The organism is Mycetocola sp. (genome assembly GCF_046716805.1).
Classification (GTDB): domain Bacteria; phylum Actinomycetota; class Actinomycetes; order Actinomycetales; family Microbacteriaceae; genus Mycetocola_A.
On the sequence record NZ_JBKJWH010000071.1, the window covers coordinates 1 to 24,291 of the forward strand.

At 65.7% G+C, this 24,291-nt stretch carries 25 protein-coding genes, 1 tRNA gene and 1 pseudogene; 15 read left to right on the forward strand and 12 right to left on the reverse strand.

The window, feature by feature from the left end:
* Positions 1–475 (forward strand): annotated as a pseudogene (locus ACLQ62_RS05630) (transcriptional regulator); the annotation flags it as partial.
* Between the two features lie 79 nt (positions 476–554).
* Here ACLQ62_RS05630 and ACLQ62_RS05635 read toward each other — a convergent pair.
* Both ACLQ62_RS05635 and ACLQ62_RS05640 read right to left on the reverse strand, forming a co-directional pair.
* A complete protein-coding gene (locus ACLQ62_RS05635) occupies positions 555–1,304 on the reverse strand; it encodes a DUF429 domain-containing protein (protein ID WP_411720683.1) in 750 nt (249 codons plus the stop codon).
* Positions 1,305–1,350: 46 nt separating this feature from the next.
* Positions 1,351–1,423, reverse strand: a tRNA-Lys gene (locus tag ACLQ62_RS05640).
* 102 nt (positions 1,424–1,525) lie between these two features.
* On the opposite strand from ACLQ62_RS05640, the gene ACLQ62_RS05645 reads away from it, so the two are divergent.
* The 6 genes from ACLQ62_RS05645 to ACLQ62_RS05670 all read left to right on the forward strand — a co-directional run bounded on the left by ACLQ62_RS05645 (position 1,526) and on the right by ACLQ62_RS05670 (position 6,813).
* Positions 1,526–2,155 carry a DNA-directed RNA polymerase subunit beta gene (locus ACLQ62_RS05645; RefSeq protein WP_411720684.1) on the forward strand — a complete coding sequence of 210 codons (630 nt, stop codon included), beginning with the start codon at positions 1,526–1,528 and terminating at the stop codon, positions 2,153–2,155.
* Between the two features lie 39 nt (positions 2,156–2,194).
* Positions 2,195–3,775: a bifunctional phosphatase PAP2/diacylglycerol kinase family protein gene (locus ACLQ62_RS05650; protein ID WP_411720685.1), complete on the forward strand. Its 1,581-nt coding sequence runs from the start codon at positions 2,195–2,197 to the stop codon at positions 3,773–3,775.
* Positions 3,776–4,039: 264 nt separating this feature from the next.
* Positions 4,040–4,483, forward strand: a complete 444-nt coding sequence (locus ACLQ62_RS05655) for a plastocyanin/azurin family copper-binding protein (RefSeq protein ID WP_411720686.1) — start codon at positions 4,040–4,042, stop codon at positions 4,481–4,483.
* Positions 4,484–4,557: 74 nt separating this feature from the next.
* On the forward strand, positions 4,558–5,241 hold the full coding sequence (locus tag ACLQ62_RS05660) for a hypothetical protein (RefSeq protein WP_411720687.1): 684 nt from the start codon (positions 4,558–4,560) through the stop codon (positions 5,239–5,241).
* A gap of 82 nt (positions 5,242–5,323) precedes the next feature.
* Complete coding sequence (sigK, locus tag ACLQ62_RS05665) at positions 5,324–5,923, forward strand: ECF RNA polymerase sigma factor SigK (protein ID WP_411720688.1); 600 nt, start codon at positions 5,324–5,326, stop codon at positions 5,921–5,923.
* Positions 5,920–6,813: an anti-sigma factor domain-containing protein gene (locus ACLQ62_RS05670; RefSeq protein WP_411720689.1), complete on the forward strand. Its 894-nt coding sequence runs from the start codon at positions 5,920–5,922 to the stop codon at positions 6,811–6,813. The genes sigK and ACLQ62_RS05670 overlap by 4 nt, the downstream gene beginning before the upstream one ends.
* Before the next feature lie 81 nt (positions 6,814–6,894).
* Here the strand turns inward: ACLQ62_RS05670 and pstB are convergent, their stop codons facing one another.
* From pstB to ACLQ62_RS05710, 8 genes are all read right to left on the reverse strand, one after another.
* Positions 6,895–7,674: a phosphate ABC transporter ATP-binding protein PstB gene (pstB, locus tag ACLQ62_RS05675; protein ID WP_411720690.1), complete on the reverse strand. Its 780-nt coding sequence runs from the start codon at positions 7,672–7,674 to the stop codon at positions 6,895–6,897.
* A gap of 14 nt (positions 7,675–7,688) precedes the next feature.
* A complete protein-coding gene (gene pstA / locus ACLQ62_RS05680) occupies positions 7,689–8,741 on the reverse strand; it encodes a phosphate ABC transporter permease PstA (RefSeq protein WP_411720725.1) in 1,053 nt (350 codons plus the stop codon).
* 92 nt (positions 8,742–8,833) lie between these two features.
* The gene (gene pstC, locus ACLQ62_RS05685; protein WP_411720691.1) at positions 8,834–9,799 is read right to left on the reverse strand and encodes a phosphate ABC transporter permease subunit PstC; all 966 of its coding nucleotides are present in this window, start codon (positions 9,797–9,799) and stop codon (positions 8,834–8,836) included.
* Between the two features lie 119 nt (positions 9,800–9,918).
* Positions 9,919–11,022: a phosphate ABC transporter substrate-binding protein PstS gene (locus tag ACLQ62_RS05690; RefSeq protein ID WP_411720692.1), complete on the reverse strand. Its 1,104-nt coding sequence runs from the start codon at positions 11,020–11,022 to the stop codon at positions 9,919–9,921.
* A gap of 139 nt (positions 11,023–11,161) precedes the next feature.
* Entirely contained in the window at positions 11,162–12,097 is a 936-nt protein-coding gene (locus tag ACLQ62_RS05695; RefSeq protein ID WP_411720693.1) for an NUDIX hydrolase, read from the reverse strand.
* Positions 12,094–14,268, reverse strand: a complete 2,175-nt coding sequence (locus ACLQ62_RS05700; RefSeq protein WP_411720694.1) for an RNA degradosome polyphosphate kinase — start codon at positions 14,266–14,268, stop codon at positions 12,094–12,096. Before ACLQ62_RS05700 ends, ACLQ62_RS05695 begins: the two co-directional genes overlap by 4 nt.
* 94 nt (positions 14,269–14,362) lie before the next feature.
* Positions 14,363–15,250 carry a mycothiol synthase gene (mshD, locus tag ACLQ62_RS05705; RefSeq protein ID WP_411720695.1) on the reverse strand — a complete coding sequence of 296 codons (888 nt, stop codon included), beginning with the start codon at positions 15,248–15,250 and terminating at the stop codon, positions 14,363–14,365.
* A complete protein-coding gene (locus ACLQ62_RS05710; protein ID WP_411720696.1) occupies positions 15,216–15,905 on the reverse strand; it encodes a DNA-binding response regulator in 690 nt (229 codons plus the stop codon). The genes mshD and ACLQ62_RS05710 overlap by 35 nt, the downstream gene beginning before the upstream one ends.
* Positions 15,906–16,015: 110 nt before the next feature.
* Here ACLQ62_RS05710 and ACLQ62_RS05715 point away from each other — a divergent pair, with 110 nt between their 5' ends.
* The 4 genes from ACLQ62_RS05715 (at position 16,016) to ACLQ62_RS05730 (ending at position 19,038) form a co-directional block, all read left to right on the forward strand.
* Positions 16,016–16,306, forward strand: a complete 291-nt coding sequence (locus ACLQ62_RS05715; RefSeq protein ID WP_411720697.1) for a hypothetical protein — start codon at positions 16,016–16,018, stop codon at positions 16,304–16,306.
* Positions 16,307–16,443: 137 nt separating this feature from the next.
* A complete protein-coding gene (locus ACLQ62_RS05720; protein WP_411720698.1) occupies positions 16,444–17,040 on the forward strand; it encodes an FABP family protein in 597 nt (198 codons plus the stop codon).
* Positions 17,040–18,167 (forward strand): YgfZ/GcvT domain-containing protein, encoded by a 1,128-nt coding sequence (locus ACLQ62_RS05725; RefSeq protein ID WP_411720699.1) that lies wholly within the window; start codon positions 17,040–17,042, stop codon positions 18,165–18,167. Before ACLQ62_RS05720 ends, ACLQ62_RS05725 begins: the two co-directional genes overlap by 1 nt.
* 121 nt (positions 18,168–18,288) lie before the next feature.
* Complete coding sequence (locus ACLQ62_RS05730; RefSeq protein WP_411720700.1) at positions 18,289–19,038, forward strand: phosphoglyceromutase; 750 nt, start codon at positions 18,289–18,291, stop codon at positions 19,036–19,038.
* A gap of 96 nt (positions 19,039–19,134) precedes the next feature.
* On the opposite strand, the gene phoU is transcribed toward ACLQ62_RS05730, so the two are convergent.
* Entirely contained in the window at positions 19,135–19,791 is a 657-nt protein-coding gene (gene phoU / locus ACLQ62_RS05735; RefSeq protein ID WP_411720701.1) for a phosphate signaling complex protein PhoU, read from the reverse strand.
* A gap of 182 nt (positions 19,792–19,973) precedes the next feature.
* Here phoU and ACLQ62_RS05740 point away from each other — a divergent pair, with 182 nt between their 5' ends.
* Together ACLQ62_RS05740 and ACLQ62_RS05745 are read left to right on the forward strand one after the other, a co-directional pair.
* Positions 19,974–21,167 carry a sensor histidine kinase gene (locus ACLQ62_RS05740; protein WP_411720702.1) on the forward strand — a complete coding sequence of 398 codons (1,194 nt, stop codon included), beginning with the start codon at positions 19,974–19,976 and terminating at the stop codon, positions 21,165–21,167.
* A gap of 10 nt (positions 21,168–21,177) precedes the next feature.
* Entirely contained in the window at positions 21,178–21,858 is a 681-nt protein-coding gene (locus tag ACLQ62_RS05745) for a response regulator (protein WP_411720703.1), read from the forward strand.
* 51 nt (positions 21,859–21,909) lie between these two features.
* On the opposite strand, the gene ACLQ62_RS05750 is transcribed toward ACLQ62_RS05745, so the two are convergent.
* Positions 21,910–22,389 carry a DNA modification methylase gene (locus ACLQ62_RS05750; protein WP_411720704.1) on the reverse strand — a complete coding sequence of 160 codons (480 nt, stop codon included), beginning with the start codon at positions 22,387–22,389 and terminating at the stop codon, positions 21,910–21,912.
* Between the two features lie 154 nt (positions 22,390–22,543).
* On the opposite strand from ACLQ62_RS05750, the gene ACLQ62_RS05755 reads away from it, so the two are divergent.
* Both ACLQ62_RS05755 and ispD read left to right on the forward strand, forming a co-directional pair.
* Complete coding sequence (locus ACLQ62_RS05755; RefSeq protein WP_090713134.1) at positions 22,544–23,026, forward strand: CarD family transcriptional regulator; 483 nt, start codon at positions 22,544–22,546, stop codon at positions 23,024–23,026.
* Between the two features lie 75 nt (positions 23,027–23,101).
* Entirely contained in the window at positions 23,102–24,283 is a 1,182-nt protein-coding gene (gene ispD / locus ACLQ62_RS05760; RefSeq protein WP_411720705.1) for a 2-C-methyl-D-erythritol 4-phosphate cytidylyltransferase, read from the forward strand.
* The last annotated feature ends 8 nt before the right edge of the window (positions 24,284–24,291 follow it).

The following is a 24,291-nucleotide window of genomic DNA, read 5'->3' on the forward strand; positions in this document are numbered from 1 at the left end:
ATCCCCCGGGCCCCGCGGTATGGGGGGGCCCGGCGGGGGCCGCCCGGCCAAACTGACCCGCGGGGCGGCGGCCGAGGTTTCCGCTTCCGTTCCCGAACGCCATTACGATCTCGCGGCCGAACTCCTGAGCTCAGCCGTCGAGGAGTCGGATCGCACCGGGAACCCGATCCGCGAGACCCTCGACCGCGTTTCCGCCGAGTTCGGCCGTGCCCTCGGTGCCTCGGAAGGGAGCCTCGATGCCGTCCTCGAGTCGACCGGCTACGAACCGGTGGATGACGCTGCCGGTGGGTTGCTTCTGAGCAACTGCCCATTCCATCGGCTGGCGAGAAGCCATACCCAGACGATCTGCAGCGCCAACGCGGCCATGCTGGAGGGAGCAGCCGAGGGAGCGGGGGAGTGCAACCGACGGGTCGACTTCGAGCCGCGAACGGATGGCTACTGCTGTGTCCATGTGGTGCCGGTGAACCTGAAATGACCCCGCGAATTGCTGGGTTCGAGGGGTCCACAGCGGGGGCAACCCCTCATCCCCGGCAACTCGCGGAGGTGGTGCCGGCTTACTGGCGCTCGGGGAAGAGATCGCCGAGCGCTCCGGTGGGCAATGCGATCCAGCCTTCTCGGCGTGCCCGCGCCAGGAGCTCTGGCGGCGGCGGCCAATAGGTACCGAGGAACGCGTTCCGCGCAGCAAGAGACGCGACGACGGCGTCGAATGCATCCGCTGAAGCGATCATCAGGTCCGCGAAGCTCCCGACGTCCAGCTCCGGCGCCGTCTGCTGTATCCCCCGCAGAAGGGCCGCCCGGCTCTCCGTCGACGCACGGTAGCCCCTCGTCTCGAAGCCCCACCGGCGGAGGGAGGCGCCCGGGTAGACCTCGACGACGACTCCCGCGCCCGCGCGGTCCACGTCGATGCCGGCCTCGACGATGCGAGCGAGAAGGCCGGCGCACCGCATGGCAGTGAGCCCCAGCCGGTCCGTGGACACACTGAGCGGCCACCGCCCCGTGTGGCGGCGTACTTCCCGGTCGGTCTCCCGATAGGCGAGGGTGCGACGCCAGTCCAGGCCGCCGTCGACTCGAGGGGAACGCGAATCGTGGCCGGCGTGCGCGACGACGAAGTGGACGAACTCGTCGGGCCAGCCGAGTGCGCAATCGATACCCAGCTTGTCAACGCTACCGGCAGTGCGGGCTATCTGAGCATCCTCGACACCCAGATGGAGTTCGATCAGGGTGGCTCGAGAGTCCCGCCAGTCGAGAACGGCCAGGGCTGTGCCCTTACTTCCGGCGGCGAGATCAACACCTGCAGTCAGCATCCGCCAAGACTATGCCCTGAGGAGGCGGTGATGCGGATACGGAGGGTGGGCCCCGCCGGGCTCGAACCGGCGACCCGCGGATTAAAAGTCCGATGCTCTACCAACTGAGCTAGAGGCCCCAACACACTTAATCTACCGGTTCCAGCTGACCGATGTGACCACCCACACGGCGTGGGCGCGGAGTACCGTTAAGCGTTGCCCATTGCGAGAGGGGGAAGCTTATGGCTGAGGACTTCCACAAGCCCACCAAATTTCCTGGCAAGATCTTCGAATCGTTCGTCGGCGGGATCGACCCGGCGGAGTCGAGCCGCATTGCGCACGAAACCGCGATGGCGCTCCTGGCGCGGGTTCGCGTCGACCCGGACCCGGATGTGGTCGAGCGGTTGGTCGTCTATACCGATGAACACGGCATCGACACCATCGCTGAACTCTGGTCGCGGGCGACGCCGCGCAGCCTTCCCGGCGCTCTGTGGCGGATCTACCTGCTCCGGTTGATGATCCGTGAAGACCCGCACGAGTCGAGCTTCCTGTTCCAGCGGGGGAGCGAGATCATCGGCACCATCGACCCGGTGGTGGCCGGCGCGTCAATGCCGACCGGACCCGACGAGATCATCACGCTGGCCGACCAAATCCTCCGCGGCATCTTCGACGGTGATTTCGCCGTCGCCCTCGAGAGGGCCGCAGCGTTCTGCCGGGTGTCAGCGGCCGGCAGCGCCAGCGTCGCCGACGATTCGGATGCTGCAGAACCCGCCAGATCCGCGACCCTCACGACCCGAGCGTTGCGGCTGTCGACCGTGGCCGACGAGCTCTCGAGCTGTGCGAAGCTCTGGCGGCACGAGTCGCTCGACTGACCCCTCCCGCGCGACGGCGTCGCTCACTACTGTTGCGTCATGAGCCCGAGCCGTTTGGCACACCCATTCGTTGTGCTTCGGCGTGTAAGGGTTCTGCCCGCGTGGGTTCGCCGCCTTGATGCGGCGGCCGGCCGGCGGATCAACGGTCGCCGGGTGCATCCGTCGCTGGATCGCGGTTTCGTCCGGCTGTCGCACTCCGCCGATCGCGGCGTTCTCTGGTTCACCGCTGCCACCGTCCTCATCCTGCTGACCCGCTACCGCGCCGCGCTGCGTGGGGTGGCATCCCTCACGGTCGCCAGTGCGCTCGCCAACCTCGTCGGCAAACAGATCTTCGGCGGCGACCGGCCGTTGCTCAAGGACATCCCCGTCGGGCGCCGCCTGGCGAAGCACCCGGAATCCGGGTCGTTCCCCTCCGGGCATTCCGCCAGCGCTGCCGCGTTCGCCACCGGTGTCGCGCTGGAGTCACCGCAGATCGGAGCGGTGACGGCTCCCGTCGCCGGTGCCGTGGCGTACTCCCGGCTACACACCGGAGCGCACTGGCTCTCCGATGTCCTCGGCGGCATCGCCATCGGCGCAAGCGTCGCCGTTCTCGGCAGGCTGCTCCTCCCGGTGCCGCGGCGCACGCCCGAGCGGCACGGCGGAACTCCGATCCCGCTCCCGGCGGCCCCCACAGGCGACGGGGTGTTCCTGGTGCGGAACCCGTCATCCGGTCGTGCGGTCGTCACCCGGCCCGACCCGGCACCGATCCTCGCTCGCCTGCTCCCCGATGCGCACATTCATCTCCTCGCCGAAGGCGAAGACGTCTCAGCGGTCGTCCAGGGGGCGCTCGAGGCCGAACCGCGGCCGCGCATCCTCGGCGTCTGCGGCGGCGACGGTACGGCGGCGTCGGTCGCCCACCTGGCTCGGGAAACCGGGCTGCCGCTCCTCGTCGTGCCTGGCGGGACTTTCAACCATTTCGCCCGAACCGCTGGCGTTGGATCGATCGAGGACGCCGTCGCAGCGCTCGCTGCAGGCGAAGGACTCCTCGTCGACGTCGGCGAGTTGCAGCTGGGCACCGGGGAACCCGAAACGGTGCTCAACGCCGCATCCGTGGGGATCTACCCCGACTTCGTCGCTGAACGGGAGGAACACGAGGTTCTCCTCGGTAAGTGGGTGGCAGGGATCGTATCCGCGGTCCGGGTCCTGAGGCGAGCGGAAGCCGTTGAGCTCGTCCTGGACGGTCGGCCGATCCGGGCCTGGTCGTTGTTCGTGGGCATCAACCGCAACCATGCCAACATCCCCGCCCCGCTACAACGTCGCCGACTGGACGACGGAGTGCTCGACATCCGCATCCTGCACGCTCGGAGCCGTGCCCACGCGGTAGCCGCGCTGTCGTTCGGTCGGCGAACCAGTGCGGTCCTCGCCCGGTTGCGGCTGATGCCCGTCGGCTCGACCGTGGAATCGTTCACCGCGCAGAACCTCGTCACCGCCGTGCTTCCGAGGGAGGGCCAGGCACCCGGCTTCGCGCACGACGGCGAGGTTCAGCGCGAAGTGGGAGACGGCGGGATGCCACAGGGCGGCTACCTGTCGACGGTACGCATCGTGGAGGGCGGGCTCCGCATCTACGCGCTGCACCGCTGAATCCGCGCAATTGTTCGCGGCTGGTGAACACCCCTCATCGCCGCTTTGCGCTTGCTACACTTGGTCGAGCCGGGCCGCATAACCCCGGGCTCCAATTTTTGCCGCCGCGAGCGGCCTTCCGCCGAGAGGCGTTTTGCGGCCCGGCACCTTCAGTTAACGCGCTTATGTGACGACGTGGCGCGGCCCGGCTTCGCGAAGTCTGGCAGTTCGCTGGGATCGAGCGTCCCGGGCAAACCAGTTCGCGCCCCGTGCCGAATCGCTTGCATGACTTCGCAGCTTCGGTTCCGCACCCGCCTCGCCCTCCCGGCGATGCTGGTTCTCGGTGCGCTCAGCCTCACCGGCTGCACACCGAGTGTTCCGGCAGCGACGGAGTCAAACGCATCAACCAGCACCCAAAAGGCTGTTGACAGCGACGTCACCCTGGTGAGCCTCAACTTCATGCCGGAGACCCTCACGGTCTCGGCCGGGGACATGGTCACCTGGGTCAACGGAGAATCGATAACCCACACCATCACGAGTGGGACGTTCTCTGACGTCGACGAGACCACCGGCCTTCGCGCGAGCGAAGCCGCCGACGGGCTCTTCGACGAAAAGCTCGGCGAGGAAGGTGGCACGTTTTCGTACACCTTCGAGACTGCCGGGACGTACCACTACTTCTGCGACATCCACGACGGCATGAACGCCACCGTGGTTGTCGAAGAGGGATGACCGCCGACGCTGGCGATCGAAACCAACCACCCCCGTCATACCCGCCCACCAGGGCACATTCCAAGGAGAACGTCATGAAAAAGGCAACACCACTCGTCGGCGCAGCACTCGCCGCAGCACTGCTCCTTTCCGGCTGCAGCATGGGTGCCGCAAGTGACTCCACGTCCAAGAGCGAGGACAAGCCCGCCGCGAGCACGGAGATGGTCGACACTGTCAACAGTGACGGCGCCGGACTGCGTGCCGGGCTGACCGCCCTGTTCAGCGATCACGTTTACCTCGCAGGCGGAGCGATCAACGCTGCACTCGCCGCGGGCGGCGACCTGACCGAAGCCAAGACGGCCGGCGCGGTCGCAGCCCTCGATGCGAACTCGGTGGAGATCGCCGCAGCCGTAGGATCCGTCTACCCCGAGGCCGAGGAGCCGTTCCTCGAGTCCTGGCGCGAGCACATCGGGTTCTTCGTCGACTACACCCTGGGCGAAGCGACCGGCGACCAGGCGATGTCGGACAAAGCAGTTGCTGACCTCACCGCGTACGCGGCAAGCTTCGGCGAATTGCTGAACTCGGTCGTCCCGACCCTCCCGGCTGACGCTGTCGAAGAGGCGCTCGGAATGCACGCCACAACGCTGATCGCCGCCATCGACGCCAACATCGCCGGTGACCCCCAGTACTACACCCTCCTGAAGGAAGCAGCCGGCCACATGCCGATGACCGCAACGGCCATCGCCGGAGCCATCGCTGAAGACCAGGACATCGAGTAACACCTCTTCAACGCGAGGGCGGGCGCCGGTACCATATCGACGCCCGCCCGAGCGGCGTCAGCGCGACGGCGAGGAACCTGACATGCTAGTTCTTGTGGAAAATGCACCAGGTACCGAGAGCGACGTGGCCGCTGTCCCGTTGGCACTCGAGGCGCTGCTCGGCCGCGTTGCCGCCGGCGACCAGCAGGCTTTCGCCTCCTTGTACGACCTCCTCGCTCCTCGCGTCCTCGGATTGATCCGCAAGGTTCTCCTCGACCACGCCCAATCCGAGGAAGTCGCCCAGGAAGTTTTCCTGGAGATCTGGCAGAACGCCACCCGTTTCGAACCGGGCAGGGGAGCTGCCGCCTCCTGGATCCTGACCATCGCCCACCGCCGGGCGATCGACCGGGTTCGCGCATCGCAGGCGGGCCGGGACCGTGACGTGAGGATCGGCATCCGAGATTTCCCGGCGGCTTTCGATCAGGTAGCAGAGGCTGCGGAAATCTCCATCGAACACGAGAGAGTGAGCCAGGCCATGGCGAAGCTCACCGAAATCCAGCGACAGGCTGTGTCGTTGGCCTACTACGGCGGATACAGCCAAAGCGAGGTCGCCGACATCCTTGCCGTGCCCCTCGGAACCGTGAAGACCCGTCTCCGTGACGGAATGATGAGACTACGAGACGAGATGGGGGTGGCATCATGACCGAGAACCGGGATCCGGCACAACTTGCAGGAGCGTACGCCCTCGACGCACTCGATGCAGACGAAAAGGCCGAATACGAACGCCACCTCGCCGCATCCACCGACGCTCGTCGCGAGGCGGAAAGCCTCGGTGAGGCTGCCGCGCTGCTCGGCTTCGACGCTGAACCGGTCGAGCCGTCCGCTGCCCTTCGGGTAAGCGTGCTCGCTGCGATTGCTTCGACCCCGCAGCTTCCTCGCGTCAGGAATTCTCTGACGGATGCCTCGAACCACGCGGTGACACCGGGCCCGGTGGCGTCGACCCAGGAAGGCACCCCTGACGCGCAGCCCGTTCGGCCGACATCGGTTCAAGCCGCCGCGACCACCAAAGCGGCCACCGCCAGGCCTGAGGGCAGCGCCCAACGCAAGGCCAGCCGTCGCTGGTACACCCAGCCGCTCTCAGCGGCGGTTGCGGCAGCCGCCCTCGTCGCCGTGCTCCTCGGCGTGAACGGCCTCACCAGCGCGCTCAACAACGGCAACGGGCTTCCGGAGGCTCTGCAGCTCGCGCACATCAATGCGCAGCCAGACGCCCAGCGTGAGACGGTCAAGCTGACGAACATCCGCGACGACAAGCGTGTCGTCGCCACCCTGGTCTGGTCGGGCGAACTGGGCCAGTCTGTGCTCGTCGTCGACGGTCTCGCTTCGCTCAGCGACGAACAGACCTACGAACTCTGGTACATCGGCGAGGACGGACCGATCTCGGCGGGAACGTTCAACACAACGGGCTCCGGCGACAGCTGGCGCATCCTCGAAGGAACCATGGCAGCCGGCGACGCCGTCGGAGTGACCGTGGAACCGGCGGGCGGCTCGGAGCAGCCCACCACCGACCCCCTCATCGTCATCCACACGGCGTAGCCGAGGAAACGACGAAAGCAGGAGATGCGATCGGATCTCCTGCTTTTCGTGTGCCCCCCGGCCGAACTCGGACCGCGGACGTTATCCGAAGCGCCCCGAGACGTAATCCTCCGTCGCCTGCACGCTCGGCTGAGTGAAAATCGTGTTGGTGTCGTCGTACTCGATGAGCTTGCCCGGCTTGCCGGTACCGGCGATGTTGAAGAACGCAGTGCGGTCCGACACACGCGACGCCTGCTGCATGTTGTGGGTGACGATCACGATCGTGTACTCGTTCTTGAGTTCCTCGATGAGGTCCTCGATCGCGAGCGTCGAGATGGGGTCGAGGGCCGAGCACGGCGCGTCCATCAACAGAACGTCCGGTTCAACGGCAATGGCGCGGGCGATGCACAGGCGCTGCTGCTGACCGCCGGAGAGGCTGGAGCCGGGCTTGTCGAGCCGGTCCTTGACCTCTTTCCACAGGTTGGCTCCCTGAAGGGATTTTTCGACCAGGTCGTCTGCGGTCGACTTCGCCATGCGGCGGTTGTTGAGTGTCACACCGGCGAGCACGTTTTCGCGGATCGACATAGTGGGGAACGGGTTCGGCCGCTGGAACACCATGCCGATGTTCCGGCGAACGAGGACAGGATCGACGCCCGGTCCGTAAAGGTTGTCGCCGTCGACGAGAACTTCTCCCTCGACGCGGGCGCCTGGGATGACCTCGTGCATGCGGTTGAGCGTGCGGATGAAGGTGGACTTGCCGCAGCCGGACGGGCCGATGAAGGCGGTGACGCTTCGCGGTTCGATCGTGAGGGAGACATCTTCCACCGCGAGGAACTTGCTGTAGTAGACGTTGAGGTCTTTGACTTCGATGCGCTTGGACATGGTTTCCTTTGGTGCTAACGGCCGAGCTTGGGGGAGAAGGCCCGGGCGACGAGTCTCGCGATGAGGTTGAGTGCCATCACGATGAGGATGAGAGTGAGGGCGGCAGCCCAGGCGCGGTCGAGGTACGCCTGTGCGTCGGTGCCCTGGCTCACGTAGGAGCTGTAGACGAAGACGGGCAGGCTCTGCATGCGTCCTTCGAAGGCGTTGTAATTCATGTTGGATGTGAAGCCGGCAGCGATCAGCAGTGGAGCGGTCTCACCGATCACTCGGGCGATGGCCAGCATGACACCGGTTGTGATTCCCGCGATCGACGTGGGCAGAACCACCTTGAGGATGGTCAGCCACTTCGGTACTCCGAGCGCGAAGGCTGCTTCGCGGAGTTCGTTGGGCACGAGGCGCAGCATCTCTTCACTCGAACGGACCACGACAGGGATCATCAGCACGCTCAGCGCGACGGCGCCGGCGACTCCGAGCCGGATGCCCGGGCCGAAGAAAATGGCGAAGAGGGCATAGGCGAACAGTCCGGCGACGATGGAGGGGATGCCGGTCATGACGTCGACGAAGAACGTGATCGCGCGGGCGAGCGCCCCACGGCCGTACTCCACGAGGTAGATCGACGTCAGCAGACCGATCGGAACGGAGATGATCGTCGCGATGCCCGTCATGATGAGCGTTCCGACAATGGCGTGGAGCACGCCGCCGCCCTCACCCACGACGTTCCGCATCGATTCGGAGAACAACTGCAGGTCGAATCGAGCCGTTCCGCGCGAAAGCACGGTGATGAACAATGAGATCAGGGGGGCCAGAGCGACGATGAAGGCGCTGGACACGAGGGTGGTGACGAGGCGGTCCTTGGCCTGGCGTGAACCCTCGACCAGAAGTGCGGTCAGGTAGATGGCCAACCCGTTGAGGACACCGGTGAGGACGACCGCGCCGGCGACGTTGAAGCCGCCCCCGGATGCCGCCTGAAGCAGCGCGAAGATCGCAATGCTGACAAGCAGCGAGCCGCCGAGCACGATCCATGGCACCGACTTGCCGAGGCGACCACTCGCGTAGACGTTCGGCATGGCACCCGGGCCGCCGTTCGAACCGTTCACACCGTTACTCGAGCCGGAACCCGAGCCGGAGAGCCGGGGCGGGGCAGTTGCTGTCTGTGCCATTAGTTCGCTCCCGAAAATTCCTTGCGGCGGTTGATGATGTAGCGCGCTATCGCATTCACCACGAGGGTGATCGCGAACAACATCAGGCCGGTGGCAATGAGGACGTTGACGTTGAGCCCGTACGCCTCGGGGAAGCTGAGCGCGATGTTCGCGGCGATGGTGCTCGGGTTCGACGAGGTGAGAAGGGCGAAGCTGATGGCCCCGGAGGACGACAGCACCATGGCGACGGCCATCGTTTCGCCCAGTGCACGGCCGAGGCCGAGCATGGACGCGGACACGATGCCGGCGCGGCCGAACGGCAGGACGGTCATGCGGATCATTTCCCAGCGCGTCGCACCGAGGGCGAGAGCCGCCTCTTCGTGGAGCACAGGAGTCTGCAGGAAGACCTCACGGCAGAGCGCCGTGATGATCGGAAGAATCATCACGGCAAGGACGACCGACGCCGTCAGGATGGTGCGACCGGTGCCGGATGCCGGCGGGGCGAAGAGTGGAATCCAGCCGAGGTTCTCGGTGAGCCAGAGGTAGAACGGCTGAACCATGGGGGCAAGGGTGTTCGCTCCCCACAGGCCGAAAACGACGGAGGGAACAGCCGCGAGCAGGTCGATGATGTACCCGAGGCCCTGGGCGAGGCGGCGCGGCGCGTAGTGCGAGATGAAGAGGGCGATGCCGATAGCGAGGGGCACGGCCATGAGGAGTGCGAGTGCGGATGACCAGAGGGTGCCGAAGATCAGCGGCCAGACATACGTCCAGAAGGTTTCACCTGAGGTGAAGATCGAGATGTCTTCAGGGTTCTCGGTGAGGGCGGGTGCGCTCTGTACCACGAGGAAGGCGGCGACGGCGGCGAGGGTGGCGAGGATGAGCGCGCCCGCTGTGAGCGTCGATCCTGAGAAGATCCGGTCGCCGAGGCGCTGAACGGGTTTGGGAGGCGGAGCGCTTTCGGTGCGAACAACCGCTGGCGACGACATCTGCTGGGTTCCCCCTGGGGTTCGGGTGGAGATGGACGGGGAGGGGGCGGACGGACCGCAACCGGTGCAACCCCGGTTGCTGCCTTTTCAGGCGGCAACCGGGGTCAACGGGGGAGTGTTTACTTGATGAGTTCGATCGCTGCCGCAGACTTCTCGGCAATGTCGGATGAGATCGGTGCGGAACCGGCGGCTTCCGCGCTGACCTTCTGGCCATCCTCGCTCACAATATAGCTGAAGTACTCCTTGACGAGCTTGGCAGAGTCAGCGTCTTCGTACTCGGTGCAGCCGATCAGGTAGCTGATCAGGACGATCGGGTAGACGCCGGCTTCGGTCGACGCGCGGTCGAGTTCGATCGCGAGGTCTCCTTCGCCACGACCTTCAGCGGCAGGCGAAGCGTCGACGATTGCGGCGGCAGCTTCAGCGGAGTACGGCACGTACTCTTCGCCGACCTTCACCGAGATGGTGCCGAGGTCACCGGCGCGCGAGGCGTCGGCGTAACCGATGGTGCCGGTGCCCGAGGTGACTGCGTCGATGACGCCAGAGGTCTGCTGTGCAGCTTCGCCGCCCGTGACGGCATCCGGCCACACGCCGTCGGCTTCCCAGGTCCACACGTCAGGTGCGGTGACGTTGAGGTAATCGGTGAAGTTCTCGGTGGTGCCCGAGTCGTCCGCACGGTGGACGGGGGTGATTGCCTGGTCAGGCAGCTCGGCGTCCGGGTTCTGGGAGACGATGGCTTCGTCGTTCCAGTTGGTGATGGTGCCGGCGAAGATGCCTGCAATGGTTGCGGGGTCGAGGTTGAGGCTGTCGACACCCTCGAGGTTGAAGACAACCGCGATCGGCGAGATGTACGCGGGCAGTTCGACAAGTCCGGTGCCCGGGACGCAGGCTGCGAAGTTGTCTTCGGCGAGTTCCTCGTCCTTGAACGCACGGTCCGAACCGGCGAAGGCGCTGCCGCCGGCGATGAAGGTGTCGCGCCCAGCACCGGAACCGGCGGGGTCGTACTCGACGGTGACATCGGGGTGCATTCCCTGGAATGCTGCAACCCAGGCTTCCTGGGCAGACTGCTGCGACGATGCGCCGCCGCCGACGAGGGTGCCGGTGAGCTTGCTCTCGACATCGGTGCTGTCTCCGGCTGCTGTGCCTTCGTTAGCGGCACAGGAGGTCAGGGTGAGAGCGGCGAGTGCCGCGACGGCCGCGACGCGGCCGAACTTGGTGAACTTCACGGAATTGTGTCCATTCATTGTGATTTCGGGACGGACCGGTGCAGGCCCACGAAGAACGATAGGCAACCGGCTTAACGAGAGTCCCTCACAATGGTGAACGGGAGGTTAACGACACCCGACCATCCATCGGGAGAAGGGCTCAGGCCCGGGGTACATGAGTTTCAATCGAGATGATACCCGAGCTCGGGTTCGTTGCCGAGAGGTGCACGATGCTGAATGCGCCGGTCGGCAGGTCGGCGGCGCTGGACAGGTACGAACCGGAGAGACTGCCGGTGGCCAGGGCGATTTCTCGCAGAATCTCGGGGAGAACGGGCCCGTGGCTGCACAGCACCGCGGTCTTGCGTGACTTCACCCGCTTGCCGACGACCTTGCGGACGTCTGCTTCGCCGCGTTCCCAGGCGTCCTGGCTGATCAGATCGGTTCGGCGCAATTCCAGCCCGGATGCCGCCGCAAGGGGTGCTGCGGTCGTCGCGCATCGCACGGCCGTGCTCGAGACGACCCGCCGGACGCCGAACGCCTGCAAGGTGGGCACGATACTCGTCGCCTGTTCGACGCCGCGCGCGGTCAGCGGACGCGAGGCATCCGTTCCGGCCCACGCGGATGCCGCAAGCGCTTTACCGTGTCGAAGCGCGACGATCGCAAAGGTGGAGCTGACGCCCTCCTCCAGCAGCTTCGTGAAGGTGTCGAGGATTTCGAGGTCGGGGGCATGGCTCAGGTAGGTGCGGGCCTTGCGCGGGGTCACCCACTCGAGGGCGGCCACTTCGCCGTTCGGCACGAAAGTCGACTCCCGAACCGCCCCGTCCCTGACCTCGGCCGCCCAGTAGTGCACGATCTTCTCCCGACCGGAGATCAGCGGGTAGCGGGAGACTCCGAGCGGCACCCCGAGCACGACGGCCAGGCCGGTCTCCTCGAGGATCTCGCGCACAGCGGTCTGCGGCAGCGATTCCCCCGGGTCGACCTTCCCCTTGGGCAGGGACACGTCAGCGTATTTCGTGCGGTGAATGACGAGAACGTGGACCTTGCCGTCGATTCGACGCCAGCACACGGCGCCCGCTGCGTAAACCGCCGTGGTCACCGTCGAGCCCTCGGCCGGCGCCGGAGACTCGTCTTGAGCATCAGTCGATCCTGGATGTCGACGAGGGGCACACCGGATTCATCGGTTGAGTGACGTTCCCACACGCCGTCCGCATCGAGGTGCCAGGTCGACGTGTTCTCGTCCATGGCCACATCGAAAAGGCTCGCGATTTCGGTGAGGTGTGCTGGGGAAACCAGTCGGACGAGAGCCTCAACCCGACGGTCGAGGTTGCGGTGCATCATGTCGGCGCTGCCGATGAAGACGTGCGGGTCCCCGTCGTTGACGAACGAGAAGATCCGGGAGTGTTCAAGGAACCGACCGAGAATGGACCGCACACGGATTGTCTCGCTCATGCCTTCCTGGCCCGGTTTGAGGCCGCAGATCCCGCGCACCCAGATGTCGATGGGCACACCGGCCTGGCTGGCGCGGTACAGGCCGTCGATGATCGCTTCATCGACCATCGAGTTGACCTTGATCCGGATGCCGCTCGGCTTGCCTGCCTCGGCGTTCCGGCGTTCCTGGTCGATGTGCTTGAGCAGCCCTTTGCGCAGGTGGAGCGGCGCGACAAGAAGCCGCTTGAACTTCTTCTCGATGGCGTACCCGGAGAGTTCGTTGAACAGCCTGGTGAGGTCCTTGCCGACCTGGGCGTCCGCGGTGAACAGGCCGAGGTCTTCATAGATCCGGCTGGTTTTCGGGTTGTAGTTGCCCGTACCGATGTGGCTGTAGTGCTTGAGCGTTCCCTTTTCCTCGCGGATGACGAGAGCAAGCTTGCAGTGCGTCTTCAACCCGACGAGCCCGTACACGACGTGAACGCCCGCCTTCTCGAGCTTTCGAGCCCAGGTGATGTTCGCCTGTTCGTCGAACCGGGCCTTGATCTCGACGAGCGCGAGGACCTGCTTGCCGGCTTCGGCCGCATCGATGAGCGCCTCGACGATGGGGGAATCACCGGAGGTTCGATACAGGGTCTGCTTGATGGCGAGGACCTGCGGGTCGGCGGCGGCCTGCTCGAGGAACGCCTGCACGCTCGTCGCGAAGGACTCGTACGGGTGGTGGACGAGGACGTCCTGCTGGCTGATCGCGCGGAAGATATCGGCCGTGGCGTTTGATTCGACCGGCTGGAACTGCATGACGGTGGTCGGCACCCGCGGCGGGTAGCGCAGGTCAGGGCGATCGATTCCGGAGAGGCTGAACAAGCCGCCGAGGTCGAGTGGCGCAGGAAGGCGGTACACCTCCTGGTCGGTGACGTCGAGCTCTCGCACCAGAAGGTCGAGGGTCACATCATCCATGTCCTCGGTGATCTCCAGCCGGATCGGCGGGCCGAACCGGCGTCGGAGAAGTTCTTTCTCGAGGGCCTGGATGAGGTTCTCGGTTTCGTCCTCTTCGATCTCGACATCCTCGTTCCGCGTGACGCGGAAAACGTGGTGTTCGATGATCTCCATTCCGGGAAACAGGTCACCGAGGTGGTTGGCGATGAGGTCCTCGAGCGGGATGTACCGCACCTGGTCGAGGGAGGCAGACGGGTCGACCGGCACGAAGCGGGGCAGCATCTGCGGAACTTTGAGCCTGGCGAACTCCTGCCGGCCGGTTTTCGAGTTGCGAACCCGGACCGCGAGGTTGAGGGAGAGCCCGGAGATGTAGGGGAAGGGATGCGCCGGGTCGACAGCCAGCGGCATGAGGACCGGGAAGATCTGCTGTCCGAAGTAGTCGCGAAGGCTCTCACGGTCGTCGTCGGTGAGCGATTCCCAGGTGACGACACTCACGCCAGCGGCGGTGAGGTCGGGTTTCACCAGTTCGGACCATGCGCGCGCGTGACGGGACTGCAGCTCGTGCGCCTTGTCAGAGATGTCGCTGAGCACATCGGCGGGCGCACGCCCGACGTTCGTCGGCACGGCGAGCCCCGTCAAAACCCGTCGTTTGAGGCCGGCAACGCGAACCATGAAGAATTCGTCGAGGTTCGACGCGAAGATGGCGAGGAAGTTGGCCCGTTCGAGCGTGGGCACCGTCGGGTCTTCGGCGAGCTCCAGGACGCGCTGGTTGAAGGCGAGCCAGCTCACCTCCCGGTCAAGGTAACGGCCTTCGGGGAGTGCGGGATCGTCCCGTTCGAATACCGGATCGAAATCGTCGTCGTCGCCGAGGAGTCCCGAGTCGTGCGCGATGCTCTGTGTTGCCATCCCAATATCTTGTCACGATGGGCAGGGATGCGTGTCAGGCGCCGGTGAACAATCGGGGACTCGTGATCGGGGCTCGGCCGGTAGGCAGCGGGAATCAGTCCGTGTCTCTCCTGCGGTACTGGACGTCGACGGCGTAATCCGTGAAACCGAGCGAGCGGTACAGGCGAACGGCCGGCTCGTTGTCCCCCTCCACATAGAGGGAGGCCGTGCGAACCCCGCGCTCCCTCAACCGATCCAGGCCGGCAAGCATGAGGGCGCGACCGAGGCCCCGGCCGGGTTCCCCGACACCGAGAACGTAGACCTCGCCGTGGTCGGCATCGACTTTGAGCCAGTTGTAGCCGAGCAGCCGGCCGGACTCGTCTCGGGCGAGCAGGAAGTCTCCGGCGTCGAACCACGGCTCCGACTGACGGGCGCGCAGATCGTCGACGGTGATGCGACCCTGTTCCGGGTGGCTGGCGAACACCCGGGCGTTGAGTTCCACCCATTCGACGTCGTCGATTCCTGGCCTGAACGCGGTGATGCCCGGTGGGAGGGACGATGTTCCTGGGGAAGGCGAGAGCGACATCCGCAGCTGAAGGAGCGTCCGCACCCGGTCGAAGCCGAAGCGGACGGCGAGCGAACGGGAGGCGGGGTGATCGCCGTGGGCCCAGGCGAGCAGCTTTGGGGGAGCGTTCGCGAGGATCTCGCTGAGCATCGACGAGCCGACCCCGGTGCCCCGCCATTCCGGGTCGACGACGAATTCGAGTTCGCCGTTTCCGATCAGGGCGGCCCCGACGAGGAGCTCCACAGCGCTAGGCGACTCCGGCGGAGCAATGGCGAAGAGCAGTGACCGGGAGCCGGCTTCCACATCGATGAGCGCCTGGTCGTTGAACGGGGCTGCCCCGTCAACGGCGACGGCGCGGTGAACGAGTCGGTCGAATGCGGCGCGAGGCGCGGCATCCGTGATGTCACGAACGCGCAGAATCGGCCGGGGCACTGTCATCCTCGTAGACGTTGAAGCGGTAGCCGACGTTGCGGACGGTACCGATGAGTTGCTCGAGTTCGCCGAGTTTCGCGCGCAGCCTCCGCACATGCACGTCCACCGTTCGAGTGCCGCCGAAGTAGTCGTAACCCCACACCTCACTGAGCAGCTGTTCCCGGGTGAAGACGCGCGAGGGGTGGGCGGCGAGAAAGCGGAGCAGTTCGAATTCCTTGTAGGTGAGGTCGAGCGGCCTGCCCTGGACTTTCGCCGAATAGCTCGCTTCGTCGATGACGACGCCTGATGTCTGGATCTTGGTGCTCGTCTGTTCGAGCGCCTGCCGCCCGATGGCAAGTCGGATCCTGGCGTCGATCTCCGCCGGCCCGGCCATGTCGACGAGGACGTCGTCGACGCCCCAGTCTGCGCTCACAGCGCTGAGTCCGCCTTCGGTCAGGATGACGAGGAGCGGAACTGCGAGTCCTGTGGTCCGCAGAATCTTGCACAACGACTTGGCGCCGGCGAGGTCCGTCCTGGCGTCGATCATGATCAGATCGCTCGAGGGCGCGTTCACGAGCTGGGCAGGCTGAGCAGGGATCTGACGCACACGGTGACTGAGCAGGCCGAGTGACGGCAGCACGTCATTGTCGACCTGTGAGGTCAGAATCAACAGTTGCGCCACGTGTGACCTCCAGTGATTACGTGGACTCATACTAGCTTTCGCTCGGCTACCGCCCGGACCGGGGCGACGATCTGACCACGGGGCGCACAGTATTCAGGCAAGATAGAGGGATGACCGACGCTCCGATGACCCCGTCGCGCACCTGGCGCGGCATCTTCGGTGTCTGGGGCGTCGCCGTCGCTGGGGCGATCCTCGTAGCGATCTTCGCACCGGTCGGTTTGCGGTTCACCTGGTTGTCGCTCACCCTCGCGGCCTGCGCACTGCTCGCCTTCATTGTGCAGCTGCTCACGCACCAGAAGATCGGGTTCATCGACCGGTTGTCGATCAGCATCGTCGGCGTTGTGGGCGTTCTCGCCGTCGCTGCGGCCCTGCTCGGCCTCGCGACACTCTTCCAGGGATAGACTGCTGCCATGGACCTCGTCGCTCTTGAACTCTTCTTTGTCGGTCTTCTGGGGCTTGCCAGCCTTGCGATCGCCGGCATCTCCGTCGTCGTGCTCCTCAACCTCTTCCGCGGACAGCGCTGACCTCTGGGGCGCCGATGATCGAGATTCCGACCGGCCTGCCCGCCGAACTTGTGCCGTTGTCCTGGCTCCTCGGTGTCTGGGAGGGCACAGGGGTCATCGACTATGCCGCAGCCCAGGGTGACGTCAGCTCCGAATTCGGGCAGCGCGTGAGCTTCAGCCACGACGGGATGCCCTACCTCAATTACACCTCCCACACCTGGCTCCTCGATGAGGAGGGCACCGGCCTCACCGCTGAGACCGGCTACTGGCGGCTGCACCGCTCGCAGCGCGACGGCGACCCCGGTCCGGCGCTGTTGCCAGCGGTCGGGAAGCGACCGTTCCAGACGGCGGAGGACGTCGAGTCCCTCCGCAATCGTGACGGCGGCTTCGACCTCGAGGTTTCGCTTGTGCACCCCGGCGGGGTGAGCGAACTGTACCTCGGCCAGGTGCGCGGGCCCCGCATCGATCTCGCCACCGACGCCGTCATGCGCACAGCCGGGGCAAAGGAATATGCCGCAGCTACTCGAATGTACGGACTCGTCGAGAGCCACCTGCTCTGGGCGTGGGACATCGCCGCGCTCGGCCAGGATCTCCGCACCCACGCCTCCGGGCGACTCGCAAAGGTTGACTGATGACTGTTCCCTCTCCGTTCCTGAACCGTCCGGGCGCCGTCGCGCTCCCTGAGGCGGTCGACGCGGGTGTGCCCTCCCACTACGGCAGCCCCAATATCGAACAGCGGATGCTAGCCGCCGGCGAGGCGATCGTTGACCTGTCCAATCGCGGCGTCGTCTCCGTTGCCGGCCCCGACCGGCTCAGCTGGCTCAACTCGATGACGTCCGCGGAACTGACGAATCTTCCCGTCGGAGCGTCAAGCGAGACCCTGTTCCTCGACCCGAACGGGCGCCTCGAATACGCCGCAGGGATTCTTGACGACGGCGACACGGCCTGGCTGCTGGTCGAGGCGGACGAGGTCGAACCGCTGGTCGCGTGGTTGAACCGGATGAAGTTCATGCTCCGGGTTGAGGTCGCGGACCGGTCGGATGAATTCGCGCGCATCGGGCTGATGCCAGCCGATTCGCCCCTCGACCTCGCCGTCGCTTCTCCGAACGGCGTGCCCCTGGTCTGGATCGACCCGTGGCGTGAGGTCGTCGCCGGGGGCCATCAGTACGCGCGCGGAGAGCATCCGTCAGTCGACTGGCGCTGGACCGAGGTCCTCGTGCCACGCGAAGAGCTTCCTGTTCTTGCCGCCGGGCTCCTTCCTGTGGCTGGATCGCTCGCGGCCGAGGCGCTTCGCGTTGCCGCCTGGCGGCCGAGGAAGGCTACGGAGGCCGACGAGAAGACCATTCCGCACGAACTCGACTGGCTGCGCAGCGCCGTTCACCTCACCAAGGGCTGCTACCGGGGCCAGGAGACCATCGCCAAGGTCCACAACCTCGGCCATCCGCCCCGGCGACTGGTCCTGCTTCATCTCGACGGGTCCGATTCGGTGCTCCCGAAGCGCAACGCGGCAGTACTCGCCGATCGGAACGGCGAACCTGCATCCGTCGGTGTCGTGACGACAGCCGTGATGCACCATGAACTCGGCCCCATCGCCCTCGCCGTCATCCGCAGGAACGTCGACCCTGCCGCCCGGCTGACTGTCGACGAAGACGGCATCTCCATCGCCGCCGCACAGCAGGTCATCGTGCCGGCTGATGCGGGAGCCGTCGCCGACGTGCCCCGGCTGCCGAGGCTCGGGGCGGTGCGCCGCACCTCGTAGGACTCCGCTCGCGGCCGGCGCCCATTTCATTCGTTCCGGACCGGATCAGGCGGTGCGCCGCGTGTACCCGTCCGGAGCAGGTGAGTTCAGCTGCGAGGGAGCCGGTCGATAGAGTGGAGGCATGTCTTCGCCATACACACTCATCCTGCTGCGCCACGGCAACAGCGACTGGAACCAGAAAAACCTGTTCACCGGCTGGGTCGACGTCCGCCTGAGCGACCAAGGCGTCACCGAAGCGAACCGGGCGGGTGAACTGCTCAACGAGTCGGGTCTCACTCCCGACATCCAGTACACCTCCGTTCTCACGCGCGCCATCCAGACCGCGAACATCGCCCTCGATGTCGCCGACCGGGCCTGGATTCCGGTGAAGCGCACCTGGCGGCTCAACGAGCGTCACTACGGCGACCTGCAGGGCAAGGACAAGGCCCAGACACTCGCCGAGTACGGTGCCGAACAGTTCCAGACCTGGCGCCGTTCGTTCGACGTTCCGCCTCCTCCCATCGCCGACGACAACGAGTACTCGCAGGCACACGACCCCCGCTACGTCGGAATCGACGGCGACGTTCCCAGAACCGAGTGCCTGAAGGACGTCATCGACCGGATGCTTCCCTACTGGCACTCCGACATCACCATCGACCTCGCCGCAGGGAAGACCGTGCTCGTCACTGCGCACGGCAACTCGCTTCGGGCGCTCGTGAAGCACCTCGACGGCATCTCGGATGACGAGATCGCGTCACTCAACATTCCGACCGGTATCCCGCTCGTCTACAAGCTCGACGAGAACTTCGTCCCGATCGAGCCGGCCGAGTACCTCGACCCGGAAGCAGCGGCTGCCGGTGCGGCCGCGGTCGCCTCACAGGGTAAGGGCTAGCACCGAAGCAGTCGAAATCTTCCCGAGAGCTCCAGACTCAATCGACAAAAGGGGCGTGAACCGATCGGTTCACGCCCCTTCTCTCATTACGCAGAGTCAGTCGTCGGTGTCAGCGATCCAGTCACCCGTTGAGAGGTACTGAACCTTCTTCGAGATGGACACCGCGTGGTCGGCGAAGCGCTCGTGGTAGCGCGAGGCGAGCGTGGCGTCGACGGTCGCGACTGGCTTGCCTTTCCAGGTCTCGCCGAGGACCTTGTCGAACACGCTGACGTGCAGCTCGTCGACCTTGTCGTCCTGGTTCCGGATCTCCTCAGCCAGGCGCACATCCTGTGTGCGCAGGAGCTGGGTCAGCTTGTGGGCGATCTCGACGTCGAGGCGACCCATCTCGACGAACGTCGAACGCAGGCCCTTGGGAACGGCCCGCTCGGGGAAGCGGTATCGCGCGAGTTGCGCGATGTGCTCGGCCATGTCTCCCATCCGCTCGAGGGAGGAGCTGATCCGCAGCGCGCTGACGACGATGCGCAGGTCTCGGGCGACCGGCTGCTGCCGAGCGAGGATGTTGATGGCCAGTTCGTCGAGGGCGACGGTGAGCTCATCGATTCGAACGTCGTTCTCGATCACCTCGTCGGCGATGGTGACGTCGGACTGGGTGAACGCCTGGACGGCGTTGGTGATGGAGATCGCCACTAGCTCGGAAATAGCGACGAGCCGCTCCTGCACCTCGGCCAGCTCCTGCTGGAATACTTCACGCATCTGATCTCCATTCGGATGTCGGGACCTGACGCACCGCATTCGGGCTCCAGGCAACAAGCCCGCTTTCACTCTGCTGTGCGCAGGTTAACGTTTGGTGGCGTACGCCTGAACAACGTCTCAGATGCCCTGATGAGAGCCGTCCTCCGGCTAGCACGCCACCGCTATGCATCTAACCTAGTCGTATGGACTCTCCCTGGCTGCTGGTTGCGGCCTCGCTGCTCGGACTGATCGTCGGCGGCGGATTTGCAGCGGCACTGTTCTATGCGGCCCGCAAGGGCGAACGCGTCGCCGGCGTGGTGACACCGTCGGTGCCGGACGGCGTCAGCCAGGTGCTCGACGCCCTTGAGACCGCCGGCATCGTCGTCGACCCGTCCGGCAACGTCGTCAAGGTCTCCCCAGGCGCACTCGCCCTCGGCCTGGTTCGTGACAACAGGATCGCGCACACGGAGATCGGCCGCCTCGCCGACCAGGTCAGGGACACTGGCGAGGCCATCAGCGCAGACATCGACATCTCCCGTGGCCGCTTCAGTGACGCGACTCTGCACCTCGGGGTCCGCGCTGCACGCCTCGGCACTCGATACGTGCTCGTCCTCGCCCAGGACCACACCGAGTCCCGCAGGCTCGACGAGGTGCGTCGGGACTTCATCGCGAACATCAGCCACGAACTGAAGACTCCGATTGGAGCCGTCGGCCTCCTGGCCGAAGCACTCGAGCCTGCCGCCGACGACCCGGTGCAGGTGCGGAAGTTCGCCGCCCGGCTCCGCACCGAGGCTTCGCGGCTCGCTCGGCTGACGGGCGAGATCATCGACCTGTCCAGGCTGCAGGCTGCTGACGCCCTGCACCAGCCGGAACTTGTCGCCATCGACCAGGTGGTCGCAGCAGCGCTCGACCAGAACCGGGTCGCCGCTGAAGCCAACGGCGTCTCGCTCATCTTCGCCGGTGACCGCGGAGCGAAGGTGTACGGCGACGAGGCCCTCCTTGTCGTCGCCGTGCACAACCTCATCGCGAACGCGATCACCTATTCGCCGCCCCGCAGCCGGGTGGGCGTCGGGGTCTCCCGCAAGGACGGACTCGTTGAGATCGCCGTCACCGACCAGGGGGTCGGCATCCCCGAGGATGACCGCGACCGGGTCTTCGAACGCTTCTTCCGGGTGGACCAGGCCAGGTCGAGGAACACCGGTGGTACCGGTCTCGGTCTGTCGATCGTCAAACACACGGTGCAGAACCATGGCGGCGAGGTCAAGGTCTGGTCACTCGTTGGCAAGGGATCGACGTTCACCATCCGGATCCCTGAGGCGCCGGAGAAACCGACGACGGCCCAGATTCCGATCACCGCAGCCTCCGCCGACATCCCGGCACACGACAACGCACGTTAGGACTCATCCCATGACACGCATTCTCCTCGTTGAAGACGAAGCAGCTCTCAGCGAGCCGCTCGCCTACCTGCTGGGACGAGAAGGATACGAGATCGACGTCGTCCAGGACGGCCCGAGTGCCGTCGCGGCGTTCCAGGTCGATGAACCCGACCTGGTTCTCCTTGACCTCATGCTGCCGGGTATCCCCGGCACCGAGGTGTGCCGCCAGATGCGTGCGGTGTCGAGCGTTCCGATCATCATGCTGACGGCCAAGGACTCCGAAGTGGACATCGTCGTCGGGTTGGAGCTCGGCGCTGACGACTACGTGACGAAGCCGTACTCCAGCCGCGAGTTGCTGGCTCGCATCCGAGCCGTTCTCCGGCGTCGCGGGACCGACGAGGAAATCGATGACTCCGTGCTCGAGGCCGGCACCGTACGGATGGACCTGGAACGGCACACGGTCGAGGTCAGCGGAACGGAGACACCCATGCCGTTGAAGGAATTCGAGCTCCTCGAACTGCTCCTGCGTAACGCCGGGCGGGTGCTGACCCGCGGCCAGCTGATCGACCGGGTCTGGGGAAGTGACTACTTCGGCGACACCAAGACGCTCGACGTGCACATCAAACGGATTCGGTCCCGCATCGAAGCCAACCCTTCGGAGCCACGGATGCTCGTCACCGTCCGCGGCCTCGGCTACCGTTTCGTGGCCTGACCGGCAAAAAAGCGCGACGTCCCCGAGGGGACGTCGCGCTTTGTCCGTGGTCTATCGGGTGGCCGTCTCCGGGACGAGGTCGCTGTATTCCTCGAGCGCGCCGTCGAGTACCGGGACGAGGATCTCCACGCCGGTTTCGTTGCCGTACTGGAAGAACACCTCGACGAGCGATCCCGCTTCAGCGTCGATTCCTTCGAGGAGGATCGGGTCGTCCTCGGCAGTGCCGAACGACACGGTCGACTGCTCAGGGATGGCAGCGGTGACGGTCTCGTCCTCGCCCTCGCCGAACTGGATCGACAACGACTGGGCGTCGCCGCCGTTGGTCACGGCTGCCACGAGATTCCCGTCGGTGCCGTTCTCGCCGACGATGATCATCGCATTCCGGATCTTCAGATCGCCGGTGCGCCCGCTGACGCCGTCGCTGGGGTCGTAGTTGTTCGTTGTGGCCTGCGGGGCGACCAGGTTGCACGCGCTGGTGCCTAATACGACGGATGCCGCCAGCACGACGGATGCGATCAAACGCGCCTTCACAGGTCCTCCAAAAACACAGGGATGCACGACCGGAAACGGCATGCGGAACGAGTCCGAGTTTAGCCTAGCCATGTCTCGCCGCCGCCCGCCGCAGAGCGAACTGTAGTGCATGCCCGCTGTGGTATTCTGGTAGATGCTGAAGGGATACACATCCATGCTTTTTGAGGTTGGCGAAACCGTCGTATACCCCCACCACGGAGCCGCAACTATTGCGGAAGTGAAAACTCGGGTCATCAAGGGGGAAGAGAAGCTTTATCTGAAGCTCCGCGTCACCCAGGGTGACCTCGTTATCGAGGTGCCCGCTGAGAACGTCGATCTGGTCGGCGTTCGTGATGTCATTGGTAAAGAAGGTCTTGAACGCGTCTTCGACGTGCTTCGTGCGCCGTTCACTGAAGAGCCCACGAACTGGTCACGCCGGTACAAGGCAAACCTTGAAAAGCTCGCCTCCGGCGACGTCATCAAGGTGAGCGAGGTCGTGCGCGACCTCTGGCGCCGCGACCAGGACCGCGGTCTCTCGGCCGGCGAGAAGCGCATGCTGGCCAAGGCGCGCCAGATCCTTATCTCGGAACTCGCCCTCGCGGAGAAGACCGACGAGGAGAAGGCTTCGAACGTTTTGGACGAGGTCCTCGCGTCCTAGGGGTCTCGACAAGCTCGACCACCGCGCAGCGGGGGTCGAGCTTTTGTCGTGTCCGGTGACAGATAGGCTCCTCCCATGAATAGTCGCGCTCCGATCGTCGGCGTCATCGTCGTCGCCGCAGGCAGCGGAACCCGCCTCGGTGCCGACCGCCCCAAAGCCTTCGTCGACCTCGCAGGGCGCACCGTACTTGAACGGTCGCTGTCCTCCGTCTTCGGCATGCAGCGCGAAGCGCAGGTCGTCGTCGTCGTCCCGGCCGACCTCGTTCCCGAGGCTCAGGCGATTGCCGGGCACGCCGGCGGCGCCGCCGCATCCTCCATCTCCGTCGTCGCCGGCGGCCCGACCCGACAGCAGTCCGTCGCCCTCGGGCTCGCCGCCCTCGGCGAATCGGTGCGCATCGTCCTCGTGCATGACGCCGCCCGCGCGCTGACGCCGGCCGCAGTGTTCGACGCCGTGGTGGCGGCCGTCGCCCAGACAGCGTCCGGTATCGTTCCCGGCGTCGCCGTGCAGGACACCGTCAAGCGCGTCGACGACGACGACATGGTCGTCGAGACGGTCGACCGCTCAGAACTTCGCTCGATCCAGACACCGCAGGGTTTCCCCCGCGCGGCACTCGACGCCGCCTATGCGGAAGCAACTGTCGAGCACACCGACGACGCCGCCCTGTTCGCCGCGGCCGGCCACACCGTCTCCGTGATCGATGGAGACCAGGCATCGTTCAAGATCACGACACCGTGGGACCTTCGCCGCGCTGAAGGGCTGCTCACCGCGCAACCCGCTGCCGCAGGCATCCGCACCGGAATCGGCACCGACGTCCACGCGTTCGACGACGACTCCGAACTCTGGCTCGCCGGGCTGCATTGGCCGGGGGAGCGCGGCCTCTCCGGGCACAGCGACGGCGACCCCGTGAGCCACGCCATCACCGATGCTCTGCTGTCTGCGGCAGGCCTCGGCGACATCGGCAGCATGTTCGGCACGAGCGACCCCACATTCGTCAACGCCCACGGCGAGGTTTTCCTCACCGCCGCCCGCTCCCGGCTCGAAGCAGAAGGCTTCCTCATCGGCAACGTCGCCGTCCAGCTGATCGGCAACAGCCCCCGGTTCTCCCCTCGACGCCAGGAGGCCGAAGCCCTTCTGACCGGCCTGCTCGGCGCTCCGGTCAGCGTCTCGGCGACGACCACCGACGGTCTCGGATTCACGGGGAGAGGCGAAGGCGTGTGCGCCATCGCGACGGCGACGGTTTCGCGCCAGTACTCTTGACGGGTGGC

What these genes read in the sequence shown, in the direction of transcription:
- ACLQ62_RS05635 (WP_411720683.1), bottom strand. Translation starts at nt 1,304, where the DNA reads ATGCTGACTGCAGGTGTTGATCTCGCCGCCGGAAGTAAGGGCACAGCC.
- ACLQ62_RS05645 (WP_411720684.1), top strand. Translation starts at nt 1,526, where the DNA reads ATGGCTGAGGACTTCCACAAGCCCACCAAATTTCCTGGCAAGATCTTC.
- ACLQ62_RS05650 (WP_411720685.1), top strand. Translation starts at nt 2,195, where the DNA reads ATGAGCCCGAGCCGTTTGGCACACCCATTCGTTGTGCTTCGGCGTGTA.
- ACLQ62_RS05655 (WP_411720686.1), top strand. Translation starts at nt 4,040, where the DNA reads ATGACTTCGCAGCTTCGGTTCCGCACCCGCCTCGCCCTCCCGGCGATG.
- ACLQ62_RS05660 (WP_411720687.1), top strand. Translation starts at nt 4,558, where the DNA reads ATGAAAAAGGCAACACCACTCGTCGGCGCAGCACTCGCCGCAGCACTG.
- sigK (WP_411720688.1), top strand. Translation starts at nt 5,324, where the DNA reads ATGCTAGTTCTTGTGGAAAATGCACCAGGTACCGAGAGCGACGTGGCC.
- ACLQ62_RS05670 (WP_411720689.1), top strand. Translation starts at nt 5,920, where the DNA reads ATGACCGAGAACCGGGATCCGGCACAACTTGCAGGAGCGTACGCCCTC.
- pstB (WP_411720690.1), bottom strand. Translation starts at nt 7,674, where the DNA reads ATGTCCAAGCGCATCGAAGTCAAAGACCTCAACGTCTACTACAGCAAG.
- pstA (WP_411720725.1), bottom strand. Translation starts at nt 8,741, where the DNA reads ATGCCGAACGTCTACGCGAGTGGTCGCCTCGGCAAGTCGGTGCCATGG.
- pstC (WP_411720691.1), bottom strand. Translation starts at nt 9,799, where the DNA reads ATGTCGTCGCCAGCGGTTGTTCGCACCGAAAGCGCTCCGCCTCCCAAA.
- ACLQ62_RS05700 (WP_411720694.1), bottom strand. Translation starts at nt 14,268, where the DNA reads ATGGCAACACAGAGCATCGCGCACGACTCGGGACTCCTCGGCGACGAC.
- mshD (WP_411720695.1), bottom strand. Translation starts at nt 15,250, where the DNA reads ATGACAGTGCCCCGGCCGATTCTGCGCGTTCGTGACATCACGGATGCC.
- ACLQ62_RS05715 (WP_411720697.1), top strand. Translation starts at nt 16,016, where the DNA reads ATGACCGACGCTCCGATGACCCCGTCGCGCACCTGGCGCGGCATCTTC.
- ACLQ62_RS05720 (WP_411720698.1), top strand. Translation starts at nt 16,444, where the DNA reads ATGATCGAGATTCCGACCGGCCTGCCCGCCGAACTTGTGCCGTTGTCC.
- ACLQ62_RS05725 (WP_411720699.1), top strand. Translation starts at nt 17,040, where the DNA reads ATGACTGTTCCCTCTCCGTTCCTGAACCGTCCGGGCGCCGTCGCGCTC.
- ACLQ62_RS05730 (WP_411720700.1), top strand. Translation starts at nt 18,289, where the DNA reads ATGTCTTCGCCATACACACTCATCCTGCTGCGCCACGGCAACAGCGAC.
- phoU (WP_411720701.1), bottom strand. Translation starts at nt 19,791, where the DNA reads ATGCGTGAAGTATTCCAGCAGGAGCTGGCCGAGGTGCAGGAGCGGCTC.
- ACLQ62_RS05740 (WP_411720702.1), top strand. Translation starts at nt 19,974, where the DNA reads ATGGACTCTCCCTGGCTGCTGGTTGCGGCCTCGCTGCTCGGACTGATC.
- ACLQ62_RS05745 (WP_411720703.1), top strand. Translation starts at nt 21,178, where the DNA reads ATGACACGCATTCTCCTCGTTGAAGACGAAGCAGCTCTCAGCGAGCCG.
- ACLQ62_RS05755 (WP_090713134.1), top strand. Translation starts at nt 22,544, where the DNA reads ATGCTTTTTGAGGTTGGCGAAACCGTCGTATACCCCCACCACGGAGCC.
- ispD (WP_411720705.1), top strand. Translation starts at nt 23,102, where the DNA reads ATGAATAGTCGCGCTCCGATCGTCGGCGTCATCGTCGTCGCCGCAGGC.